The sequence below is a fragment of the Sphingomonas sp. genome, assembly GCF_035714405.1.
In the GTDB taxonomy this organism is placed as follows: Bacteria; Pseudomonadota; Alphaproteobacteria; order Sphingomonadales; family Sphingomonadaceae; genus Sphingomonas.
On sequence record NZ_DASTMA010000019.1, the window covers coordinates 19,715 to 37,628 of the forward strand.

Sequence of the window (17,914 nt, forward strand, 5' to 3'; positions counted from 1 at the left end):
GCTCCCTTCCGGCAAAGGTTGGAAGACGGGCCTAGTTGATCCGCGCCGCGCGCACCGCCTCCTCGAGCGCCTCCAGGGGCTGCGCGCCTTGGAGGACGCGGTCGCCGATTACCCAGCTCGGTGTACCGCTGAGGTTGAGCTTGCTCGCGACCTCCAGATTGCGACCGATCTCCGCCTCGGCGTCGGCGGGGACGCGGGCGGGGTCGACGCCAGCGACGCGCGCGGCGGCGGCGATCGTCCCGTCGCTGACCGGACCGGCGGCGTAGAGCGCAGCGTGGAAGCGGCGATATCGCTCGGGCCCGGCGAACGCGGCGGCGAGGCCGGCGCGCGCGGCGGCACGACTGCTGTCCGACAGGATCGGCAGCTCGCGATAGACGATGCGGACCTGCGGATCGCGCGCGATCAGCTGCTGAACGAGCGGAGCGCTCGACCGGCAATAGCCGCAATTATAGTCGAAATACTCGACCACGGTGACGTCGCCCCGCGGGTTGCCGGCCCAGGCGCCCCGATAGGGCCGGACCACCGCTTCGCGGTTCTGCGCCACCAGCCGGCCGCTCTCGCGATCCTGGAGCTTGGCCATCGCCTCGGTGATGACCTCGGGATGGTCGAGGAGATAGGCGCGCACCTCCGGGCCGATGCCTCCCTCCGCCCGCGCACTCAGGGCGTAGACGCCGACGCCGCCAACCAGCGCCCCGACCAACGCGACCAGCGGCAAGGTCGCGCGCGTCACTTGCACAGACGCTTGTTCTGCTTCTTGTTGTCGTCGTCGCACAGCTCGTTCTTGGACGTCATCGCGATGTCCTGCGCGCGGATCCAGTCGGCGGTGTTGGGGGGCAGGTTCGCCAGCGCATACTGGGCACTGGCCCGCGCGGTGCGGTGATCGCCAGTGACCTGCGCGCGCTCGGCGGTGGCGAGTGCGGCGCGCGTAATGTCGCCGGTGCGCTCGTAGACGGTGCCGAGTTGCTGCCAGCCGAACGGATTGGCGTCGTCGCGCGCCACCGCGATGCGCAGCACGCGCACGGCTTCGGGATAGAAGGTCTTGTCCTCGGTCGCGATCAGCGCGTGGCCATAGGTGGTGGCGATCAGCGGGTTGTAGCGCGAACCCTCGGTCGCGGCCTTGAGCGGGGCGAGCGCGTCGCGCGGCTTGCCGGCCTCGAGCAGGATCTGGCCCTGCACCTCGAGGAAGTAGGGATCATCGGGCTTGGTGCGGACCAGCGCGGTCGCCTCCGCGTCGGCTTTGTCCGGGAAGCCGCCCTTGTGATAGGCGTAGGCGCGGGCGTAGCGGGCATAGATCGAGCTGTCCGTCTCCGGATAATCCCGCAGCGTCCGCGCCGGCGGCATCGCATAGCCCATCAGCTTCGCCTTGATGCGACGAAAGCGCTCCTCGATGTCTGGATCGGCGCGGGTACGGAAGGCAGGCGAGGCCTGGACCGCGCCGGTCAGCGTCGCCAGGCGGGCGCCCGACAGCGGGTGGGTCTGCATGAACGGGTCGATATTGCCGACGCCGACGCGATATTCCTGCTGCTGGAGCTTCTTGAAAAAGGTCAGCAGCCCGACGCCGGTGATGCCGGCGTCGTTGAGGTATTTGAGCCCGGCGGCGTCGGCGGTCGCCTCCTGGACGCGGCTGAAGGCGAGGTATTTGCCGAGCGCGGCTTGCTGACCGGCCGCGAGGATGCCCGCGCCCGCCTCGCCGCCACCCATGGCGATGGCGGCGAGCCCCAGCACCATCGACAACAGCGAGATGCCCATGGCGGGCCGCGCGCCGGCCGCGCCCAGGACGACGTGGCCGTCGGCGATATGGCCGAGCTCATGCGCGAGCACGCCCTGCACCTCGTTGGCATTGCTCGCCGCCTGGATGAGGCCGGAATGGATGTAGATGATCTGGCCGCCCGCGACGAAAGCATTGATGCTGTCGTCCTGGATCAGCACGACCTTGATGTCGCGGGCGCCCATTCCGGCGGCGGTCGCGAGGGGGGACACCATGTCGGAGAACAGCGCCTCCGTCTCGGCGTCGCGCAACACGGATTGCGCGGCGGCGGGCTGCGCCCAGAGCAGCGCCACGGTGGCGAGGGAGGCGGTCAAGCGCTTCATCGGGCGGGACATGGCATAGTTGGCGATGGGACGACAGGTGGAAGCGGCGCGGTGAACCCGGTGTGAAGGAAGTCCGCTCCGTCTGTGGGCTGGCCTAGTCGAGATGAAGCGGGACTCCCGCGGAGAGTTCCCGATGCCGGGTCCAGTCCGCAGCGGCCGACTGGACCCCGGCATCCGCCAGGGAAGGTTGATGCGACCTTAGGCCCCGAACGTGCGCTGCCACCAGCCGCGCCGTGGCGGACCGGCGGACTCGTCGGCCACATTGTCGGCAGGCAGCGTACCATCCTGGCCGGTGGCGAGCGTCACCTCGTCGGGATCGTTCGCGGCGGCGGGCGGCGCGGGGGGCGCTTCCACCGCGGGTGCGACCGGCGCTGCGGAGGGAGCTTCGGCGATCACCGGCAGCTCCGGCTCCGCCTCGACGGGCTTGCGGCGCGAGCGGCGCTTCGGCTTGTCGTCGGCGGGAGACTCGCCGTCCGCCACGGGTGTAGTGGTGGCTTCCGGATCAACCGACGCAGGAACGGAGGCTTCCGCTTCGCTCGACGCAGTATCGTCGGCGACGACGGCCTTGCGGCGCGAGCGGCGCGGCTTCGCTGGGGGCTCGCCGACGAACTCGGGCTCGGCCTGGACCGAAATCTCGGTTGACGCCTCCGCGGCCGTCGCTTCCGCGGCCGCGGCACGCGAACGTGGCCGCCGCCGGGTCTTGGGCTTGGCGTCCTCCTCGTGGGTCGGCAGGTCGAGCGGGCTGACGACGTGGCCGGCATCGGCCGCCTCGATCGTCTCCGGCTCGTCCGCGTCGGCGTCCGCATCGTCCACGGGGAACTGCGGATCGGTCGCGGTCTCCGCCTCTGGCTGAGCCTCGTCGCGACGCCCACCGCGGCGTCCGCGTCGACCACGACGGCGGCGGCCTTCGCCGCCTTCGCTCTCGCCATCGGCGCGCGGCTGCTCGCCGAACTCCGGCTCGGCGCGGTCGTCGCTGTCACCTGCCTCCGGCTCGGCACCCGCTTCGGTCTGGTCCTCGGCAAGACCCTGCGCCTCGCTGACCTCCTCTGGGCGGCCACCACGCCGGCGACCACGGCGACGGCGACGCTTGCGCCCGCCTTCGCCTTCGTCCCTGGGCGCGCGCTCCTCGCGCTGACGCGGACGGGCCTCGCCGGCCTCCTCCTCGTCATCGCCGGCATCCTCCTCGACCTCGATCTCGTCCGGGATCTCGTCGGCGAAGTCCTCTTCCTCCTCGACCACCAGCGCCTCGATGCGGGGCGCATGCGCCGGCGGCGGGCCCGAGGCCTCGACGGCCATGCGCGCGCCTTCCTCTTCGCGGTCCGGCAGGATCTCGACCTGAACGCCGTAACGGTCCTCGATCTCGGCGATATCCGCGCGCTTGCGATTGAGGACGTAGATCGCCGCTTCCTGCGACGCGCGCAGCGTCAGGAACGAGCCGCGGCCGCGTGCCGCCTCGTCCTCGATCAGGCGCAGCGCCGACAAGCCGGCGGACGCGGCGGTGCGGACCAGTCCGGTGCCCTCGCAATGAGGGCACATTCGCGTCGATGCCTCCAGCACGCCGGTGCGCAGCCGCTGACGGCTCATCTCCATGAGGCCGAAGGAGGAGATGCGGCCGACCTGGATGCGGGCGCGGTCGTCCTTCAATGCCTCCTTCATCGCCTTCTCGACCTTTCGGACGTTGGACCCGTTGTCCATGTCGATGAAGTCGATGACGACGAGCCCCGCCATGTCGCGCAGGCGCAGCTGCCGCGCGATCTCCTGCGCGGCCTCCAGGTTGGTGGCGGTCGCGGTCTGCTCGATATTATGCTCGCGCGTCGAACGGCCCGAGTTGATGTCGATCGAGACCAGCGCCTCGGTCGGGTTGATGACCAGATAGCCACCCGATTTCAGCTGCACGACCGGGTTGTACATCGCCGCCAGCTGGTCCTCGACCCCGGCGCGCTGGAACAGCGGCACCGCGTCGGCATATTGCTTCACGCGGCGGGCATGTGACGGCATCAGCAGCCGCATGAAGTCCTTTGCCTGGCGATAGCCCTCCTCGCCCTCCACGATCACCTCTTCGACGCCGGCATTGTAGATGTCGCGGATCGCGCGCTTGATGAGGTCGCTGTCGCCATAGACGACCGCGGGTGCCGCCGACTTGAGCGTCTCTTCGCGAATGCCGTCCCACAGCCTTGCCAGATAGTCGAAGTCGCGCTTGATCTCGACCTTGGTGCGCTGCAGCCCGGCGGTGCGGACGATGCAGCCCATCGACGGCGGCAGCTTCAGATCCGCCATGATCGTCTTCAGGCGCTTGCGGTCGCCCGCGTTGCTGATCTTGCGGCTGATGCCGCCGCCGTGCGACGTATTGGGCATCAGCACGCAATAGCGGCCGGCGAGCGATAGATAGGTGGTGAGTGCGGCGCCCTTGTTGCCGCGCTCTTCCTTGACGACCTGGACCAGCAGCACCTGGCGGCGGCGGATCACGTCCTGGATCTTGTAGCGGCGGCGCAGATTCATGCGGCGCTGGCGCAGCGCCTCGACCTCGTCGCCTCCACGCGGCTTCTTGGAGGTGCCTTCCTCCTCGGCGTCATGCTCTTCGCTATGATCGGGCTCGTCGTCGCCGAGCGCGGTCACCTCGTCATGGTGGTCGTCGTCCTCGTCGTCGTAATCCTCGCCGTCGTCCTCGGCATCCTGGCGCGCGCGGATGTCCGCTTCCTCGGCGGCGTGCTCCGCCTCCTCGCGCAGCAGCGCCTCGCGATCCTCCTTGGGGATCTGGTAATAGTCGGGATGGATCTCGCTAAAGGCGAGGAAGCCGTGGCGGTTGCCGCCATAGTCGATGAACGCCGCCTGCAGCGACGGCTCGACGCGGGTGACCTTGGCTAGATAGATATTGCCTTTGAGCTGCTTGCGCTCGGCGGACTCGAAGTCAAATTCCTCGATCCGGTTCCCTTTGACGACCGCCACACGGGTTTCTTCCCGGTGGCGTGCGTCGATCAGCATACGCGTGGTCATGTGTGGTTCTCCACGCGCGCGCCTCGTCAGAAAGCGGGCGCGCGCGTCGGTAGGGGGCGGCGAAGCGGTCGCTCCGCGCGCGGGTTTGGTGAAGTGCGTCTGCTCGCGCTGCACGCCCGGAGACCGGGCCCACGCCCGCACACCCGCCGGCCGGAGCCGGAAGGGGTTGCGGACGGGATAAATGCATCATGCGAGCGTCAACCTGGCTGGCCGCCCTTAGCCGAGATGGTAGAGGCGGCCGAAGATGGCGCCCAAGGCGTCGGCCCGGAGGGGCCAAGGGGCGCTGCGACATCGGTAGCACCGCGATTACCGCATCGCAACCGGCTCAAGCGAGGCGATCCTCTCGCCTTGGAACAACGAATGGCGAACGCGCGCTTAACCGTTCCTGTGAAGCAGGCGGTGGCAGACGCGACGCTATTCATCCTTTCGAACGACGGCCGGGGAGGGCCGTTCGGAAAGGGTAACGCGTATGGGTTGGGGCTGGACGCAGGCGGGGTATGCGCGGCAGGGTCGTGCGATGCTCAGCCTGCTCGCATTGGCACTTGCATGGTCTCCCGGCGCGGCCTGGGCGGCGGCGGTGGAGAGCGTGCGGGTGGCCGACGGGCGGATCGTCATCCGCTTCGACGGGCCGGTGGCCAATGCGGCGAGCACGATCGCGGCGGCGTCTCGGCAGATCCTGGTAGACGTGGCGGATGCGACGCCCGGACGCGGCGGTGCCGCGTCGGGTCCGGTCGCGCGGATTACGCAGGCCAAGAGCAGGGTCGGCGCGCGCATCACCTTTGAACTCGGCCAGCCCGCCGTCATCGGCGACGCGCAGTTCGGCCGCGGCGGGCGCGAGCTGACGCTGGAGCTTCAGGCCGCCTCCGAGGCGACCTTCGCGGCCGCCAGCCAAGCGGGCTCATCCAACTATTTCCCGTTCAGCTTCGGCGACCGACGCCGGCCGAAATACAAGATCTCGGTGGCGGTGCCCCCGCCCGCCAAGCCCGCCCCGCTGCCGCAAGTCCGCGGCGGCGATCGGCGGCCACTGGTCGTGATCGACGCGGGCCATGGCGGCGTCGACCCTGGCGCGATCAGCCCGCACACCGGCCTGCGCGAAAAGGACGCGACGCTGCGCATCGCCAAGGCGATCCGCGACGAGCTGGTGGCGAGCGGCCGCGTCCGCGTCGCGCTGACCCGCGAGGACGACCGCTATCTGGTGCTGCGCGAACGCTATGGGATCGCGCGGCGGTTGAAGGCGGACCTGTTCATCTCCGTCCATTGCGACAGCGTCGGCGTGGAAAGCGCGAGCGGCGCGTCGGTCTATACCCTTTCCGAAGTTGCCTCGGACAAGGAGGCCGCCCGGCTGGCGGCGCGCGAGAACAAGGCGGACGTGATCGGCGGCGTTGATCTGGGCGGTGCTGGCGCCGATGTCCGTTCGATCCTGATCGACCTGGCGCAGCGCGAGACCATGAACCAGTCGGCCGGCTTCGCACGCCTGCTGGGCCGCGAGGCCAAGCCGCTGATCCCGGTCAAGCCGGTGTTCCACCGCATGGCCTCGCTGATGGTGCTGAAGGCGCCCGACCTACCGAGCGTGTTGTTCGAGACCGGCTATATCTCCAACCCCAACGACGCCGAGTTCCTCAACTCAAAGGAGGGCCGCGAGCGCATCGCGCAAAGCGTGACCAAGGCGGTCGAGGTGCATTTCGCCCGGCGGATGGCGGCGCGGTAGGGCGCGGCTTTGATGCAGGCGGGGGCTGTTCGACCCGCCGCCGAACCTGCTAACGCCCCGCTCTGTCATGACGTTTGCGTTCCCCCCCGCACTTTCCCCGCGCGTTCGCGCTTTCGGCCAGCGCCGTTGGGTCCGGCGGTTCGGCAAGCTCGGCGCCTGGGGGCTGCTACTGTTCGGGCTGGCGATCCTCGCCGGATGGTTCCTGTTCGCGCGGAACCTGCCGTCCGTCGACTCCCTGCGCAGCTATGAGCCGCCGCTGCCGACCAATATCCGGGGCAGCGACGGTACTCCTATTCAGTCCTATGCGCGCGAACGCCGCGTCGAGCTGAGCTTCGCCGAATATCCGCCATTGCTGGTCAAGGCGTTCTTGGCGGCGGAGGACAAGACCTTCTTCACGCATGGCGGCATCGACTATCTGGGGATCCTATCGGCGTTCTGGACCAACCTGCGCAACGATGGCCGCCCGATCGGGGCGTCCACCATCACCCAGCAGGTGGCCAAGAATCTGCTGCTGTCCAGCGAGGTCAGCTATGTCCGCAAGATGCGCGAGGCGATCCTCGCCTATCGCATCGAGGGCACGCTGACCAAGCAGCAGATCCTGGAGCTCTACCTCAACCAGATCGCGCTCGGCCGTAACGCCTTCGGGGTCGAGGCGGCGTCGCATGCCTATTTTGACAAGGAGCTGAAGCAGCTCAGCCTGCCGCAGATGGCGTACCTGGCGATCCTGCCGAAGGGACCGTCCAACTATGATCCCGTGCGTCACCCGCAGCGCGCGCTCGACCGCCGCAACTGGGTGTTGCGCGAGATGGCGGAGAACGAGTTCATCTCGCCGGCCGAAGCCGCGCAAGCTCAGGGCGAGCCGCTGGGCGCCGCGCCGCGCCAGCCGCCGCGTAACGAGCGGGCGGGCAGCTATTTCACCGAGGAGGTGCGGCGCCTGCTGATCGGTAAATATGGCGAAACCGATCGCGACGGACCGTTCAGCGTCTATGCGGGCGGGCTGTGGGTGCGGACGTCCCTTGACGGCCGGCTGCAGGATCTGGCGCAGCAGGCGTTGCGCGACGGGCTGCTGCGCTATGCCGCCGGACGCGGATGGGCCGGGCCACTGGCGCATCGTGACATCGATGATGGCAACTGGCGGCAGATGCTGCTCAACACCAATATCGGGCTGGACTATAAGGACTGGCGCGCCGCCATCGCCATCGCCCGCGAGGGCGGCGGCTGGCGGCTGGGCTTCGCCACCGGCGAGGAGGGCACGATGCCAGACAGCGCGGCGGCGATGCCGCTGGTCGGCAAGGGCGGTAACGCCTGGCGCGCGATCAAGCCCGGCGACATCCTGGCGGTGGCCCCGAACGGCGGCAGCTTCGCGCTGCGCTCGGTGCCGCGCGTGTCGGGCGGCTTCGTGGTCGAGGAGCCGGCGACGGGCCGCGTATTAGCGATGCAGGGCGGGTTCGACGCGCGGCTGCAGTCTTTCAACCGCGCCACACAGGCGTTGCGCCAGCCCGGATCGACGATCAAGCCGATCGTCTATGCCTCCGCACTGGAGCATGGGATGACGCCCGCCTCGATCATCGTCGACGGACCGTTCTGCGTTTATCAGGGCGCCAACCTCGGCAACAAATGCTTCCGTAACTTCGAAAACCAGGCGGGCGCCGGGCCGAAGACGATGCGCTGGGGGATCGAGCAGTCGCGCAACCTGATGACGGTGCGCACCGCCGCGACGACGGGGATGAACCGCGTGGTCGCGACGATCAAGCGGATGGGGATCGGCGACTACCCCCCCTATCTGTCGTTCGCACTGGGCGCGGGCGACACCACCGTGCTCAAGATGGTCAATTCCTATGCCACGCTGGCCAATCACGGCCGCGCGCACGAGCCGAGCCTGATCGACTTCGCGCAGGACCGGCACGGCAAGGTGATCTGGCCGGAGAATTGGCGCGCCTGCGACGGTTGCAACGCGCCCGACTGGAACGGCCAGCCGATGCCGCGGCCGCTGCCCCGCACGAGGCAGGTGATCGATCCGCTGACCGCGTTTCAGATGGTCCACATCACCGAGGGTGTGATCCAGCGCGGCACCGCGACCACGCTGCGCGAGCTGGGGCGGCCGATGTTCGGCAAGACCGGGACCACGACCGGTCCGACCAATGTCTGGTTCATCGGCGGCACCCCGCAGTTCATCGGCGGATTGTATATCGGCTATGACCAGCCGACCAATCTCGGCGGGGTGCAGGGCGGCACCTTCGCCGCGCCGATCTTCAAGCAGTTTGCGGCCAAGGCCTATGAAGGCATGGAACCGATGCCGTTCCGCGCGCCGCCGGGCATCCGCATGGTCCGGATCGACCGCATGAGCGGCCAGCCGGTGTTCGGCGCCTGGCCGACCAGTGACCCCAAGCCCGCCGTGATCTGGGAAGCGTTCAAGCCCGAGAGCGAGCCCCGGCGCGCCAGCCGGCGAAGCGAGGCGGCCCCCGCGGCCGCGCCCACCGCCGCGGCTCCGCGGACACGGCCTCGCGCCAGACCAAAGGAAAGTGACTTCTTGCAGAGGGAGGGGGGCATTTACTAGGTCGCTCCCCAGCCTACCATATTTGCCGTCCCCGCTGTTCGGGTGACGCTGTTATCGAAGTCAGGAACACCGATGCGCGCCGAGGCGCAGGCCCATGTCGACCAGATCAACGAGGCACTGGCGCTGTTGCGCCGCTTCCTGGACTGGGATCGCGCGCTCCGGCGCCTGGACGAGCTGAACGCGCGGGTCGAGGACCAGGCGCTGTGGAACGATCCGAAGACGGCGCAGGCGGTGATGCGCGAGCGCCGGCGGCTGGACGAGGCGATCGCCGCCACCCGCGCGATCGAGAGCGAGCTCAACGACACCGTCGAGCTGATCGAGATGGCCGATGCCGAGGGCGACGCCGAGATGGCGGAGGACGGCACACGCAGCCTGGCCGAGCTCGCCGCGCGCGCCAACCGCGACAAGGTGAAGGCGCTGCTCGCCGGCGAGGCCGACGGCAACGACACCTATATCGAGGTCAATGCCGGCGCCGGCGGTACCGAGAGTCAGGACTGGGCGGGGATGCTCAGCCGCATGTATTCGCGCTGGGGCGAGCGCCACGGCCTGAAGGTCGAGCTGATCGACCAGCATTCGGGCGAACAGGCCGGGATCAAGTCCGCGACGCTGCTGCTCAAGGGCGAGAACGCGTTCGGCTATGCCAAGACCGAGAGCGGCGTCCACCGGCTCGTCCGCATCAGCCCGTACGACAGCGCGGCGCGGCGGCACACGAGCTTTGCCAGCGTCTGGGTCTATCCGGTCGTCGACGAGAATATCGAGGTCGAATACAACGAGAGCGACCTGCGTATCGACACCTATCGCGCGTCCGGCGCGGGCGGGCAGCACATCAACACCACCGATTCGGCGGTGCGGATCACGCACGTCCCCACCGGCATCGTCGTTCAGTGTCAGAACCAGCGTTCGCAGCACAAGAACAAGGCGGAGGCGTATAACCAGCTCCGCGCGCGCCTTTACGAGCGCGAGCTGGCGATCCGCGAGACGGCCGCCAATGCCGAGAACGCCAGCAAGACCGACATCGGCTGGGGCCACCAGATTCGCTCCTATGTGCTGCAGCCGTATCAGCTGGTGAAGGATCTGCGCACCGGCGTGACCTCCACCTCGCCCAGCGACGTGCTGGACGGCGACCTCGACGACTTCATGGCGGCGGCGCTGTCGCAGCGCGTGACCGGCGAGAAGGTCGCGGTGGAAGACGTGGACTAGGTGCGCCGGGTGATCGCTCTCGCGCTGGTCTGCCTGTTCGCCGGGTGCGACGGGGCGCAGCCGATCCTGAAGCAGCAGGCGAAGCGGCCTGACCCATTCCCCGCCGCGCACCGGCCGGTCGCGACCATCGTCTCCTCGCGCTGGTCGACCGAAGAGGCGCGGGATCGGTTGAAGGAAGCGGACACCGTGATGGACCGCGCCGGCATCGCCAAGGGCATGACGGTCGCCGATATCGGTGCCGGCGAAGGCTATTACACAATCCGTCTCGCACAGCGGGTCGGACCGGAAGGACGGGTGCTGGCCGAGGACATCATCCCCGCGACCCGCGACGCGCTGGCGCAGCGGGTCGCGCGCGAGCGACTCGCGACGGTGAGCGTCAGGCTGGGCGAGCCTGCCGATCCCAAGCTACCCGACGCCAGCTTCGATCGCATCCTGATGGTGCACATGTACCACGAGATCGAGCAGCCCTATGAGTTCCTGTGGCGGATGCGGCCGAGCCTGAAGCCCGACGGCATGGTGGTGGTGGTCGACGCCGACCGCCCGACCGCGAACCACGGCACCCCGCCGGCGCTGCTCGCCTGCGAGTTCGCGGCGGTCGGCTATGAACAGGTGTCGCGACAGGACATGCCGTCAGCGGGAGGGTATCTGGCGACGTTCCGCGTGAAGGGCGCACGGCCCGCGCCGGAGGCGATAAAGGGGTGCCGGGCGGCGTAGATCCTCGCCGGTTCACGGAGAGGATTTTGTAGCGACTCAGACGCCACCGGCTTAGGCTCCTCGCATGCAGCAGTATCTCGACCTCATGGCGCGCGTGCTCAACTCCGGCGCGCGGCAGGCGGACCGGACGGGGACGGGGACGCTGTCGGTGTTCGGGGCGCAGATGCGCTTCGACCTGCAGGCCGGATTTCCGGTGCTGACGACCAAGAAGCTGCACCTTCGTTCGATCTTCGTCGAGCTGCTGTGGTTCCTGCGCGGCGACACCAACGTCCACTGGCTGCAGGAGCGCGGGGTCAGCATCTGGAATGAATGGGCGGACGCGGACGGCGAACTGGGGCCGGTCTATGGCAAGCAGTGGCGCGATTGGGTGACCGCGGACGGGCGGCACATCGACCAGATCGCCGGGCTGGTGGAGCAGATCAGGACCGAGCCACACTCGCGCCGCCAGATTGTCTCCGCCTGGAACCCCGGCGATCTGCACGCCATGGCGCTGGCGCCGTGCCATTGCCTGATCCAGACGCATGTCGCCGACGGCAAGCTGTCTTTGCAGCTTTATCAGCGCTCCGCCGATATCTTCCTGGGCGTGCCGTTCAACATCGCTAGCTATGCGTTGCTGACCCACCTGCTGGCGGACCAGTGCGGCCTCGCGGTGGGCGACTTCATCTGGACGGGTGGCGACTGCCACCTCTACCTCAACCACCTGGAGCAGGCGCGGTTGCAGCTTGGGCGCGAGCCCGGTGCGCTGCCAAGGCTGGAGATCACACGCCGCGCGCCGTCGATCGACGCGTATGAGTATGAGGACTTCGTGCTGCATGACTATGAGGCGCAGCCGCACATCAGGGCACCCGTGGCGGTCTGACGTTCAGACACAGTTCAGCGGATCGATTACATCTGTAGTTGCGAGATTGCAGAGGAGGCGAATATGGACATGGGGCGGACGTTGATCGTGGCGGCACTAGCGGTCGCGCTGATGCAGCTGGCTGAGCGGGCCAGCTACGATCCGGCGAAGGGGCTGACGATCGCGGCCACCGTCGAGGGGTCGCGGCACGGATGATCGTGCTGGTGCTCGCGCGCGCCGACAATGGCGTGATCGGGCGCGATGGCGGGCTGCCCTGGCACCTGCCGGCGGACCTCCGGCGCTTCAAGGCGCTGACGCTCGGCAAGCCTATGGTCATGGGGCGCAAGACCTTTGAGAGCTTTCCCGCACCTCTGCCGGGGCGGCGGCACATCGTGCTGACCCGCGACCGAGGCTGGACGGCGGCGGGGGCGGAGGTGGCGCATTCGGTTGAGCATGCGCTGGCCTTGGCGGGCGAAGAGATGTCGGTGATCGGGGGGGCGGAGGTGTTTGCGCTGTTCCTGGACCGGGCGGATCGGGTGGAGCTGACCGAGGTCTACGCGGCGCCGTACGGCGATACGGCGGTGCCGTCCTTCGCCGGATGGCGCGAGGTGGCGCGGGAGGATCATGCCGCGGAGGGGGAGCGGCCGGGGTACAGCTTCGTAACGCTGGAGCGGCCGCAGTTTCAGCACCGATAGGACACCCTCCCCGGCAGACGCCGGGGTCCAGTCGGCCGCGCCGCGGACTGGGCCCCGCCTTCCGTCGGGGAGGGGTAGAAGGCAGCGAGTCCGCCCCTTATAGCCTCTCCCATGCAGCGCCTCGCAGGTGACATCGCGGCCCCGGCCGAGCTTCGGGGCGGGGTGGTGGCGCTCGGCAATTTCGATGGCTTCCACCTGGGGCATCAAGCGGTGGTCGGGCGTGCGATCGAGCGCGCGCGCGCGGCGGGGCGGCCGGCGCTGGTCGCGACCTTCGATCCGCATCCGGTGCGGTTCTTCCGCCCGGACGCACCGCCGTTCCGGCTGACCACGCTCGACCAGCGCGAGCGGCTGTTCGCGGTCGCCGGCGCCGATGCCATGGTAGTGTTTCGGTTCGATGCGGCGCTGGCGGCGCTGACGGCGGAGCAGTTCGTGGCGGAGCGGCTGGTCGACGGGCTCGACGTGGGCGGTGTCGTCACCGGCGAGGACTTCACCTTCGGCTATGCCAAGCGCGGCAACACGGCGGTGATGGCCACGCTGGGCGCGCAGCACGGCTTCGCGGCGGAGACGGTGGGGCCGGTGGCGCTGGACGGGGTGCCGGTATCGTCGTCGCGCATCCGCCATGCCTTGCAGGCCGGCGACCCGGGTGCGGCGGCGCGGCTGCTGACCCGGCCGTTCGCGATCGAAGGCGTGGTGCGGCATGGCGACAAGCTGGGCCGCACGATGGGCTATCCCACCGCGAACCTCGATCTCGATCGTTACCTGCGGCCGGCCTACGGCATCTATGCGGTGCGCGGGCGGTTGCCCGACGGACGGGTGCTGGATGGCGCCGCGAACCTGGGTGTGCGGCCGACGTTCGAGCCGCCCAAGGAGCTGCTGGAGCCGTATTTCTTCGACTTCTCGGGCGATCTCTATGGGCAACGGATCGAGGTGGAGCTGGTCGAGTATCTGCGGCCGGAGGCGAAGTTCGATGGGCTGGACGCGCTGACCGCGCAGATGGAGCAGGACTGCGCGCGGGCGCGGGCGGTGCTCGCGGGGTCATCCAAGCTGTCCGTCACCCTGAACTTGTTTCAGGGTCCATGCGACGTTTAACGTCGGGCCAGTTGCCGGCGGTCGCGCATGGATGCTGAAACGAGTTCAGCATGACGGCGGGTGTGGCCGGGTGACGTAGGAAACATCCTACGCTAAGGCCCGCGCATCCATGACTGACCAGCGCGACTACAGAGACACCGTCTTCCTGCCGAAGACAGACTTCCCGATGAAGGCCGGCCTCGCCGCCAAGGAGCCGGCGATCCTGGATCGGTGGAAGACCATCGGCCTCTACGACCGGCTGCGGCGCGAGCGCGCCGGGCGGGAGCGGTTCATCCTCCATGACGGCCCGCCCTATGCCAATGGCGACATCCACATGGGCCATGCCATGAACAAGGTGCTGAAGGACATCGTCGTCCGCTCGCAGACCCTGCTCGGCAAGGACGCGCCTTATGTGCCGGGCTGGGACTGCCACGGCCTGCCGATCGAGTGGAAGGTCGAGGAGGCCTATCGCGCCAAGAAGCTCGACAAGGACCAGGTGCCGGTCGACCAGTTCCGCGCCGAGTGCCGCGCCTATGCCGAGAAGTGGGTCGCGGTGCAGCGCGCGCAGTTCGAGCGGCTGGGGGTCATGGGCGATTGGGCCGACCCGTATCTGACGATGAACCACGCGGCGGAGGCGGCCATCGTCGGCGAGCTACTCAAGTTCGCCGAGAGCGGCCAGCTGTATCGCGGCGCCAAGCCGGTGATGTGGTCGCCGGTCGAGAAGACCGCGCTGGCCGAGGCGGAGGTCGAGTATGAGGACGTCGTGTCGACGCAGATCGACGTGGCGTTCGAGATCGTCGAGGCGCCGAACGCGCCCGAGCTGGTCGGCGCGCATGCGGTGATCTGGACGACGACACCGTGGACGATCCCGGTGAACCAGGCTTTGGCGTATGGGCCGACGGTGGAATATCTGCTCGTTCGCTTCGACGACATGGCGGAGGGCCCGCACACACTGCTGGTCGCCAAGGACCTGCTCGATAGCTTCGGAACACGGATCGGGCACCCCGTCGTACTGAAAATCGGCGATAGCGTCGGCACGGTGACGCCGCTCGCCTCAATCTCGGGCGATCAGCTGGCGGGCGCGGTAGTCCGTCACCCGATGCACGAGCTCGGCGGGTTTTTCGCCCGGCCGCGGCCGATGTTGCCGGGGGACTTCGTCACCACCGATCAGGGCACTGGGCTGGTCCACATGGCGCCGGATCATGGCGAGGACGATTTCCTGCTGTGCAAGCAGCATGGCATCGACCCGGTGTTCGCGGTCGATGGCGCGGGGATGTACCGGGCGGACTGGGCGTGGCTGGGCGGCCAGGGCTCGGTCATCAACAAGAAGTTCGTCGCCGCCGACGGTCCGATCTGTTCGGACCTGCGCGCGGCCGGGGCGCTGCTCGCGGCGTCGGACGACTTCAAGCATAGCTATCCGCACTCGTGGCGGTCGAAGGCCAAGGTGATCCAGCGCGCGACGCCGCAATGGTTCATCCCGATGGACGGTGGGCGAGGTGCTTCGACTTCGCTCAGCACGAACGGAGGTGGCGAGGATGCTAGCGATGCTTCGACTTCGCTCAGCACGAACGGGGTGGGGGCGGCCTCCCAATCTTCGTTCGCCCTGAGCGAAGTCGAAGGGCATGGGTCCAACGCTCCCACGCTCCGGGAACTCGCGCTTGATGCAATCTCGCGCACCAAGTGGGTGCCCGGCCGCGCCGAGAACCGTATCCGGGCGATGGTGGAGGGGCGTCCCGACTGGGTGATCTCGCGCCAGCGGGCGTGGGGGGTGCCGATCGCGCTGTATGTCCACAGGCAGACGGGGGCGTATCTGAACGATCCCGCCGTCAACGCGCGCATCGTCGCGGCGTTCGAGCGGGCGGGCGCGGATGCGTGGTTCACCGCCGATCATCAGGCGCTGCTCGGGTCCGAGCACGATCTTGCTGATTATGAGCCGCAGCGCGACATTCTGGACGTGTGGTTCGACTCCGGCTCCAGCCACGCCTTCACGATCGAGGCGCGCTATGGCGAGGGGGTGCGCGCGAACCTGTATGTCGAGGGCTCCGACCAGCATCGCGGCTGGTTCCAGTCATCGCTGCTCGAGAGCTGCGGCACGCGGGGACGGGCACCCTATGATGAGGTGCTGACCCACGGCTTCGCGCTCGACGACAAGGGGCGCAAGATGTCCAAGTCGCTGGGCAACGTCGTCGATCCGCTGAAGGTGATCGGCGAGAGCGGCGCGGACATCCTGCGCATGTGGGTCGCGTCGACCGACTATTTCGAGGACGTGAAGATCGGCAAGGAGGTGCTGGCGACCGCGTCCGACGCCTATCGCAAGCTGCGCAATACGTTTCGCTATCTGCTCGGCGCGCTCGACGGGTTCGACGAGACGGAGCGGGTCGCGGCGGCGGAGATGCCGGAGCTGGAGCGGTATATTCTCCACCGGCTGGCGATGCTCGACGGCGAGCTGCGCGCGGCGGCGGAGGGGTATGACTTCAACCGCTACATGCGGCTGCTGACGGATTTCGCCGCCGAGGAGCTGTCGGCCTTCTTCTTCGATGTGCGCAAGGACGCGCTGTATTGCGACGCGCCGGCGGACCCGAAGCGGCGGGCGTACCGCACCGTGCTCGATACGCTGTTCCATGCGTTGGTGCGCTGGGCGGCGCCGGTGCTGTGCTTTACCGCCGAGGAGGTGTGGCAGGCGCGCTATCCGTCCGAGGACGGGTCCGTGCATCTGCTCGAATGGCCGGAGCTACCGACGGTCGAGGCCGATACGGGTCTGGCGGAGAAGTGGCACGAGGTATTGGCGCTGCGGGCGCAGGTGACCGAGGCGATCGAACCGCTGCGGCGGGAGAAGACGGTGCGGTCGAGCCTGGAGGCCGAGGTGCATGTGCCCGCGCTGCCCCTGACGGCGGAGGCGCTGGCGGAGGCGTTCATCGTCGCACGGGTCGACGTGGGTGAGCTGGCGGTGGCGCGCACTGCGTTCGATAAATGCGAGCGGTGCTGGCGGCATCTGCCCGACGTGGACGACGGGCTGTGCGCGCGATGCACGACGGTGGTCGCGTGAGCCGCTTTCCGCGCGCGGCGCTGATCGCGGCCGCGCTGGTCTTCGTGCTCGATCAGGTGACCAAATACTGGGTCACCGAGGGGCTGGACCTCGATTATCTCGGCGCCTCGCGCGAGGTGACGTCGGTGTTCCGGCTGACCTTCCTCGCCAATTGCGGCGTGTCGCTGGGGCTGCTTGGCGATCATAGCGACACGCAATGGGTGCGGGTGGCGCTGACGCTGGTGACGTCCGGGATCGCGATCGCGGTGCTGGTGTGGTTGTGGCGCGAGAAGAGCGCGGCGGACCGGCTGGCGCTGGGTTGCGTGTTCGGCGGCGCGATCGGCAATATCGCCGACCGCGTCATCCCCGAGGGCGTACTGGGCAAGATCACCGCGGGCGCGGTCCAGTATCCGGGCTGCGTGATCGACTTCGCCGATCTGCACTTCGGAGAATGGCGACCCTTTTTGGTCTTCAATGTCGCGGACGCGGCGATTACGATAGGGGTGCTCGTGCTGCTGGTGCGCGCCCTGCTTGGGCGCGACGGCCGTGCCGATGTGGAGAGTTCGAATGCGTAAGATGATGCCGCTGATCGCGGGCCTGGCCTGTGCGGCCCTCCTCTCCGGGTGCGGCGCGCGGCGGCTGGGCTCGGGCCCCGACGAGTTCGCCGTCGCACGGCAGGCGCCGCTGGTGATCCCGCCCGACTATGCGCTGGTGCCGCCGGCGCCGGGTGCTGCGCGGCCGCAGGACAACAACCCCTCGCAGCAGGCGCTCGACGCGCTGTTCGGCGGCACGGCCGCGCGCAGTGCTTCCGAGCAGAACGTGATCGGCGCGGCCGGTCGCGACGCGGCGGAGCCGGGTATCCGCTCGTCGATCGATGCCAAGACCAGCGTCGTCGACAAGGGATCGACGACGCGCGACATCGTCGCGGCGCCCGAAGGCGACGGACAGGACGCGCGGGCCACCGCGCCGAAGTAACGGCACCGACCGACGCCGCAAAGGAGAAGCTCCCGCCGAGGCGGGAGCT

General features: G+C 68.6%; 14 protein-coding genes. 11 read left to right on the plus strand and 3 right to left on the minus strand.

The genetic code is table 11. From position 1 onward, the window contains the following. Positions 1 to 31: 31 nt before the first annotated feature. The 3 genes from VFQ64_RS11490 to VFQ64_RS11500 form a co-directional block, all read right to left on the minus strand. Positions 32 to 730, minus strand: a complete 699-nt coding sequence (locus tag VFQ64_RS11490) for a DsbA family protein (protein ID WP_325103462.1) — start codon at positions 728 to 730, stop codon at positions 32 to 34. Continuing rightward, positions 727 to 2,091, minus strand: a complete 1,365-nt coding sequence (locus VFQ64_RS11495) for a M48 family metalloprotease (protein ID WP_325103463.1) — start codon at positions 2,089 to 2,091, stop codon at positions 727 to 729. Before VFQ64_RS11495 ends, VFQ64_RS11490 begins: the two co-directional genes overlap by 4 nt. 198 nt (positions 2,092 to 2,289) lie before the next feature. Then, positions 2,290 to 5,085 carry a ribonuclease E/G gene (locus VFQ64_RS11500; protein WP_325103464.1) on the minus strand — a complete coding sequence of 932 codons (2,796 nt, stop codon included), beginning with the start codon at positions 5,083 to 5,085 and terminating at the stop codon, positions 2,290 to 2,292. A gap of 469 nt (positions 5,086 to 5,554) precedes the next feature. Here VFQ64_RS11500 and VFQ64_RS11505 point away from each other — a divergent pair, with 469 nt between their 5' ends. The 11 genes from VFQ64_RS11505 to VFQ64_RS11555 all read left to right on the plus strand — a co-directional run bounded on the left by VFQ64_RS11505 (position 5,555) and on the right by VFQ64_RS11555 (position 17,865). Further along, positions 5,555 to 6,793, plus strand: a complete 1,239-nt coding sequence (locus VFQ64_RS11505) for an N-acetylmuramoyl-L-alanine amidase (RefSeq protein WP_325103465.1) — start codon at positions 5,555 to 5,557, stop codon at positions 6,791 to 6,793. Positions 6,794 to 6,860: 67 nt separating this feature from the next. After that, positions 6,861 to 9,350 (plus strand): penicillin-binding protein 1A, encoded by a 2,490-nt coding sequence (locus VFQ64_RS11510; RefSeq protein WP_325103466.1) that lies wholly within the window; start codon positions 6,861 to 6,863, stop codon positions 9,348 to 9,350. 72 nt (positions 9,351 to 9,422) lie between these two features. Beyond that, on the plus strand, positions 9,423 to 10,550 hold the full coding sequence (prfB, locus tag VFQ64_RS11515; protein ID WP_325103467.1) for a peptide chain release factor 2: 1,128 nt from the start codon (positions 9,423 to 9,425) through the stop codon (positions 10,548 to 10,550). A 9-nt stretch (positions 10,551 to 10,559) separates the two neighbouring features. Further along, on the plus strand, positions 10,560 to 11,264 hold the full coding sequence (locus VFQ64_RS11520) for a class I SAM-dependent methyltransferase (protein ID WP_414712897.1): 705 nt from the start codon (positions 10,560 to 10,562) through the stop codon (positions 11,262 to 11,264). A gap of 64 nt (positions 11,265 to 11,328) precedes the next feature. Beyond that, complete coding sequence (locus VFQ64_RS11525; protein WP_325103469.1) at positions 11,329 to 12,123, plus strand: thymidylate synthase; 795 nt, start codon at positions 11,329 to 11,331, stop codon at positions 12,121 to 12,123. A 63-nt stretch (positions 12,124 to 12,186) separates the two neighbouring features. Then, on the plus strand, positions 12,187 to 12,318 hold the full coding sequence (locus tag VFQ64_RS11530) for a hypothetical protein (protein WP_325103470.1): 132 nt from the start codon (positions 12,187 to 12,189) through the stop codon (positions 12,316 to 12,318). Continuing rightward, positions 12,315 to 12,797, plus strand: a complete 483-nt coding sequence (locus VFQ64_RS11535) for a dihydrofolate reductase (RefSeq protein ID WP_325103471.1) — start codon at positions 12,315 to 12,317, stop codon at positions 12,795 to 12,797. The genes VFQ64_RS11530 and VFQ64_RS11535 overlap by 4 nt, the downstream gene beginning before the upstream one ends. Positions 12,798 to 12,908: 111 nt before the next feature. Then, positions 12,909 to 13,886: a bifunctional riboflavin kinase/FAD synthetase gene (locus tag VFQ64_RS11540; RefSeq protein ID WP_325103472.1), complete on the plus strand. Its 978-nt coding sequence runs from the start codon at positions 12,909 to 12,911 to the stop codon at positions 13,884 to 13,886. Between the two features lie 109 nt (positions 13,887 to 13,995). Continuing rightward, positions 13,996 to 16,911 (plus strand): isoleucine--tRNA ligase, encoded by a 2,916-nt coding sequence (ileS, locus tag VFQ64_RS11545; protein ID WP_325103473.1) that lies wholly within the window; start codon positions 13,996 to 13,998, stop codon positions 16,909 to 16,911. After that, entirely contained in the window at positions 16,908 to 17,465 is a 558-nt protein-coding gene (gene lspA / locus VFQ64_RS11550) for a signal peptidase II (RefSeq protein WP_325103474.1), read from the plus strand. The genes ileS and lspA overlap by 4 nt, the downstream gene beginning before the upstream one ends. Further along, positions 17,458 to 17,865: a DUF3035 domain-containing protein gene (locus VFQ64_RS11555; RefSeq protein ID WP_325103475.1), complete on the plus strand. Its 408-nt coding sequence runs from the start codon at positions 17,458 to 17,460 to the stop codon at positions 17,863 to 17,865. The genes lspA and VFQ64_RS11555 overlap by 8 nt, the downstream gene beginning before the upstream one ends. Positions 17,866 to 17,914 lie beyond the last annotated feature (49 nt).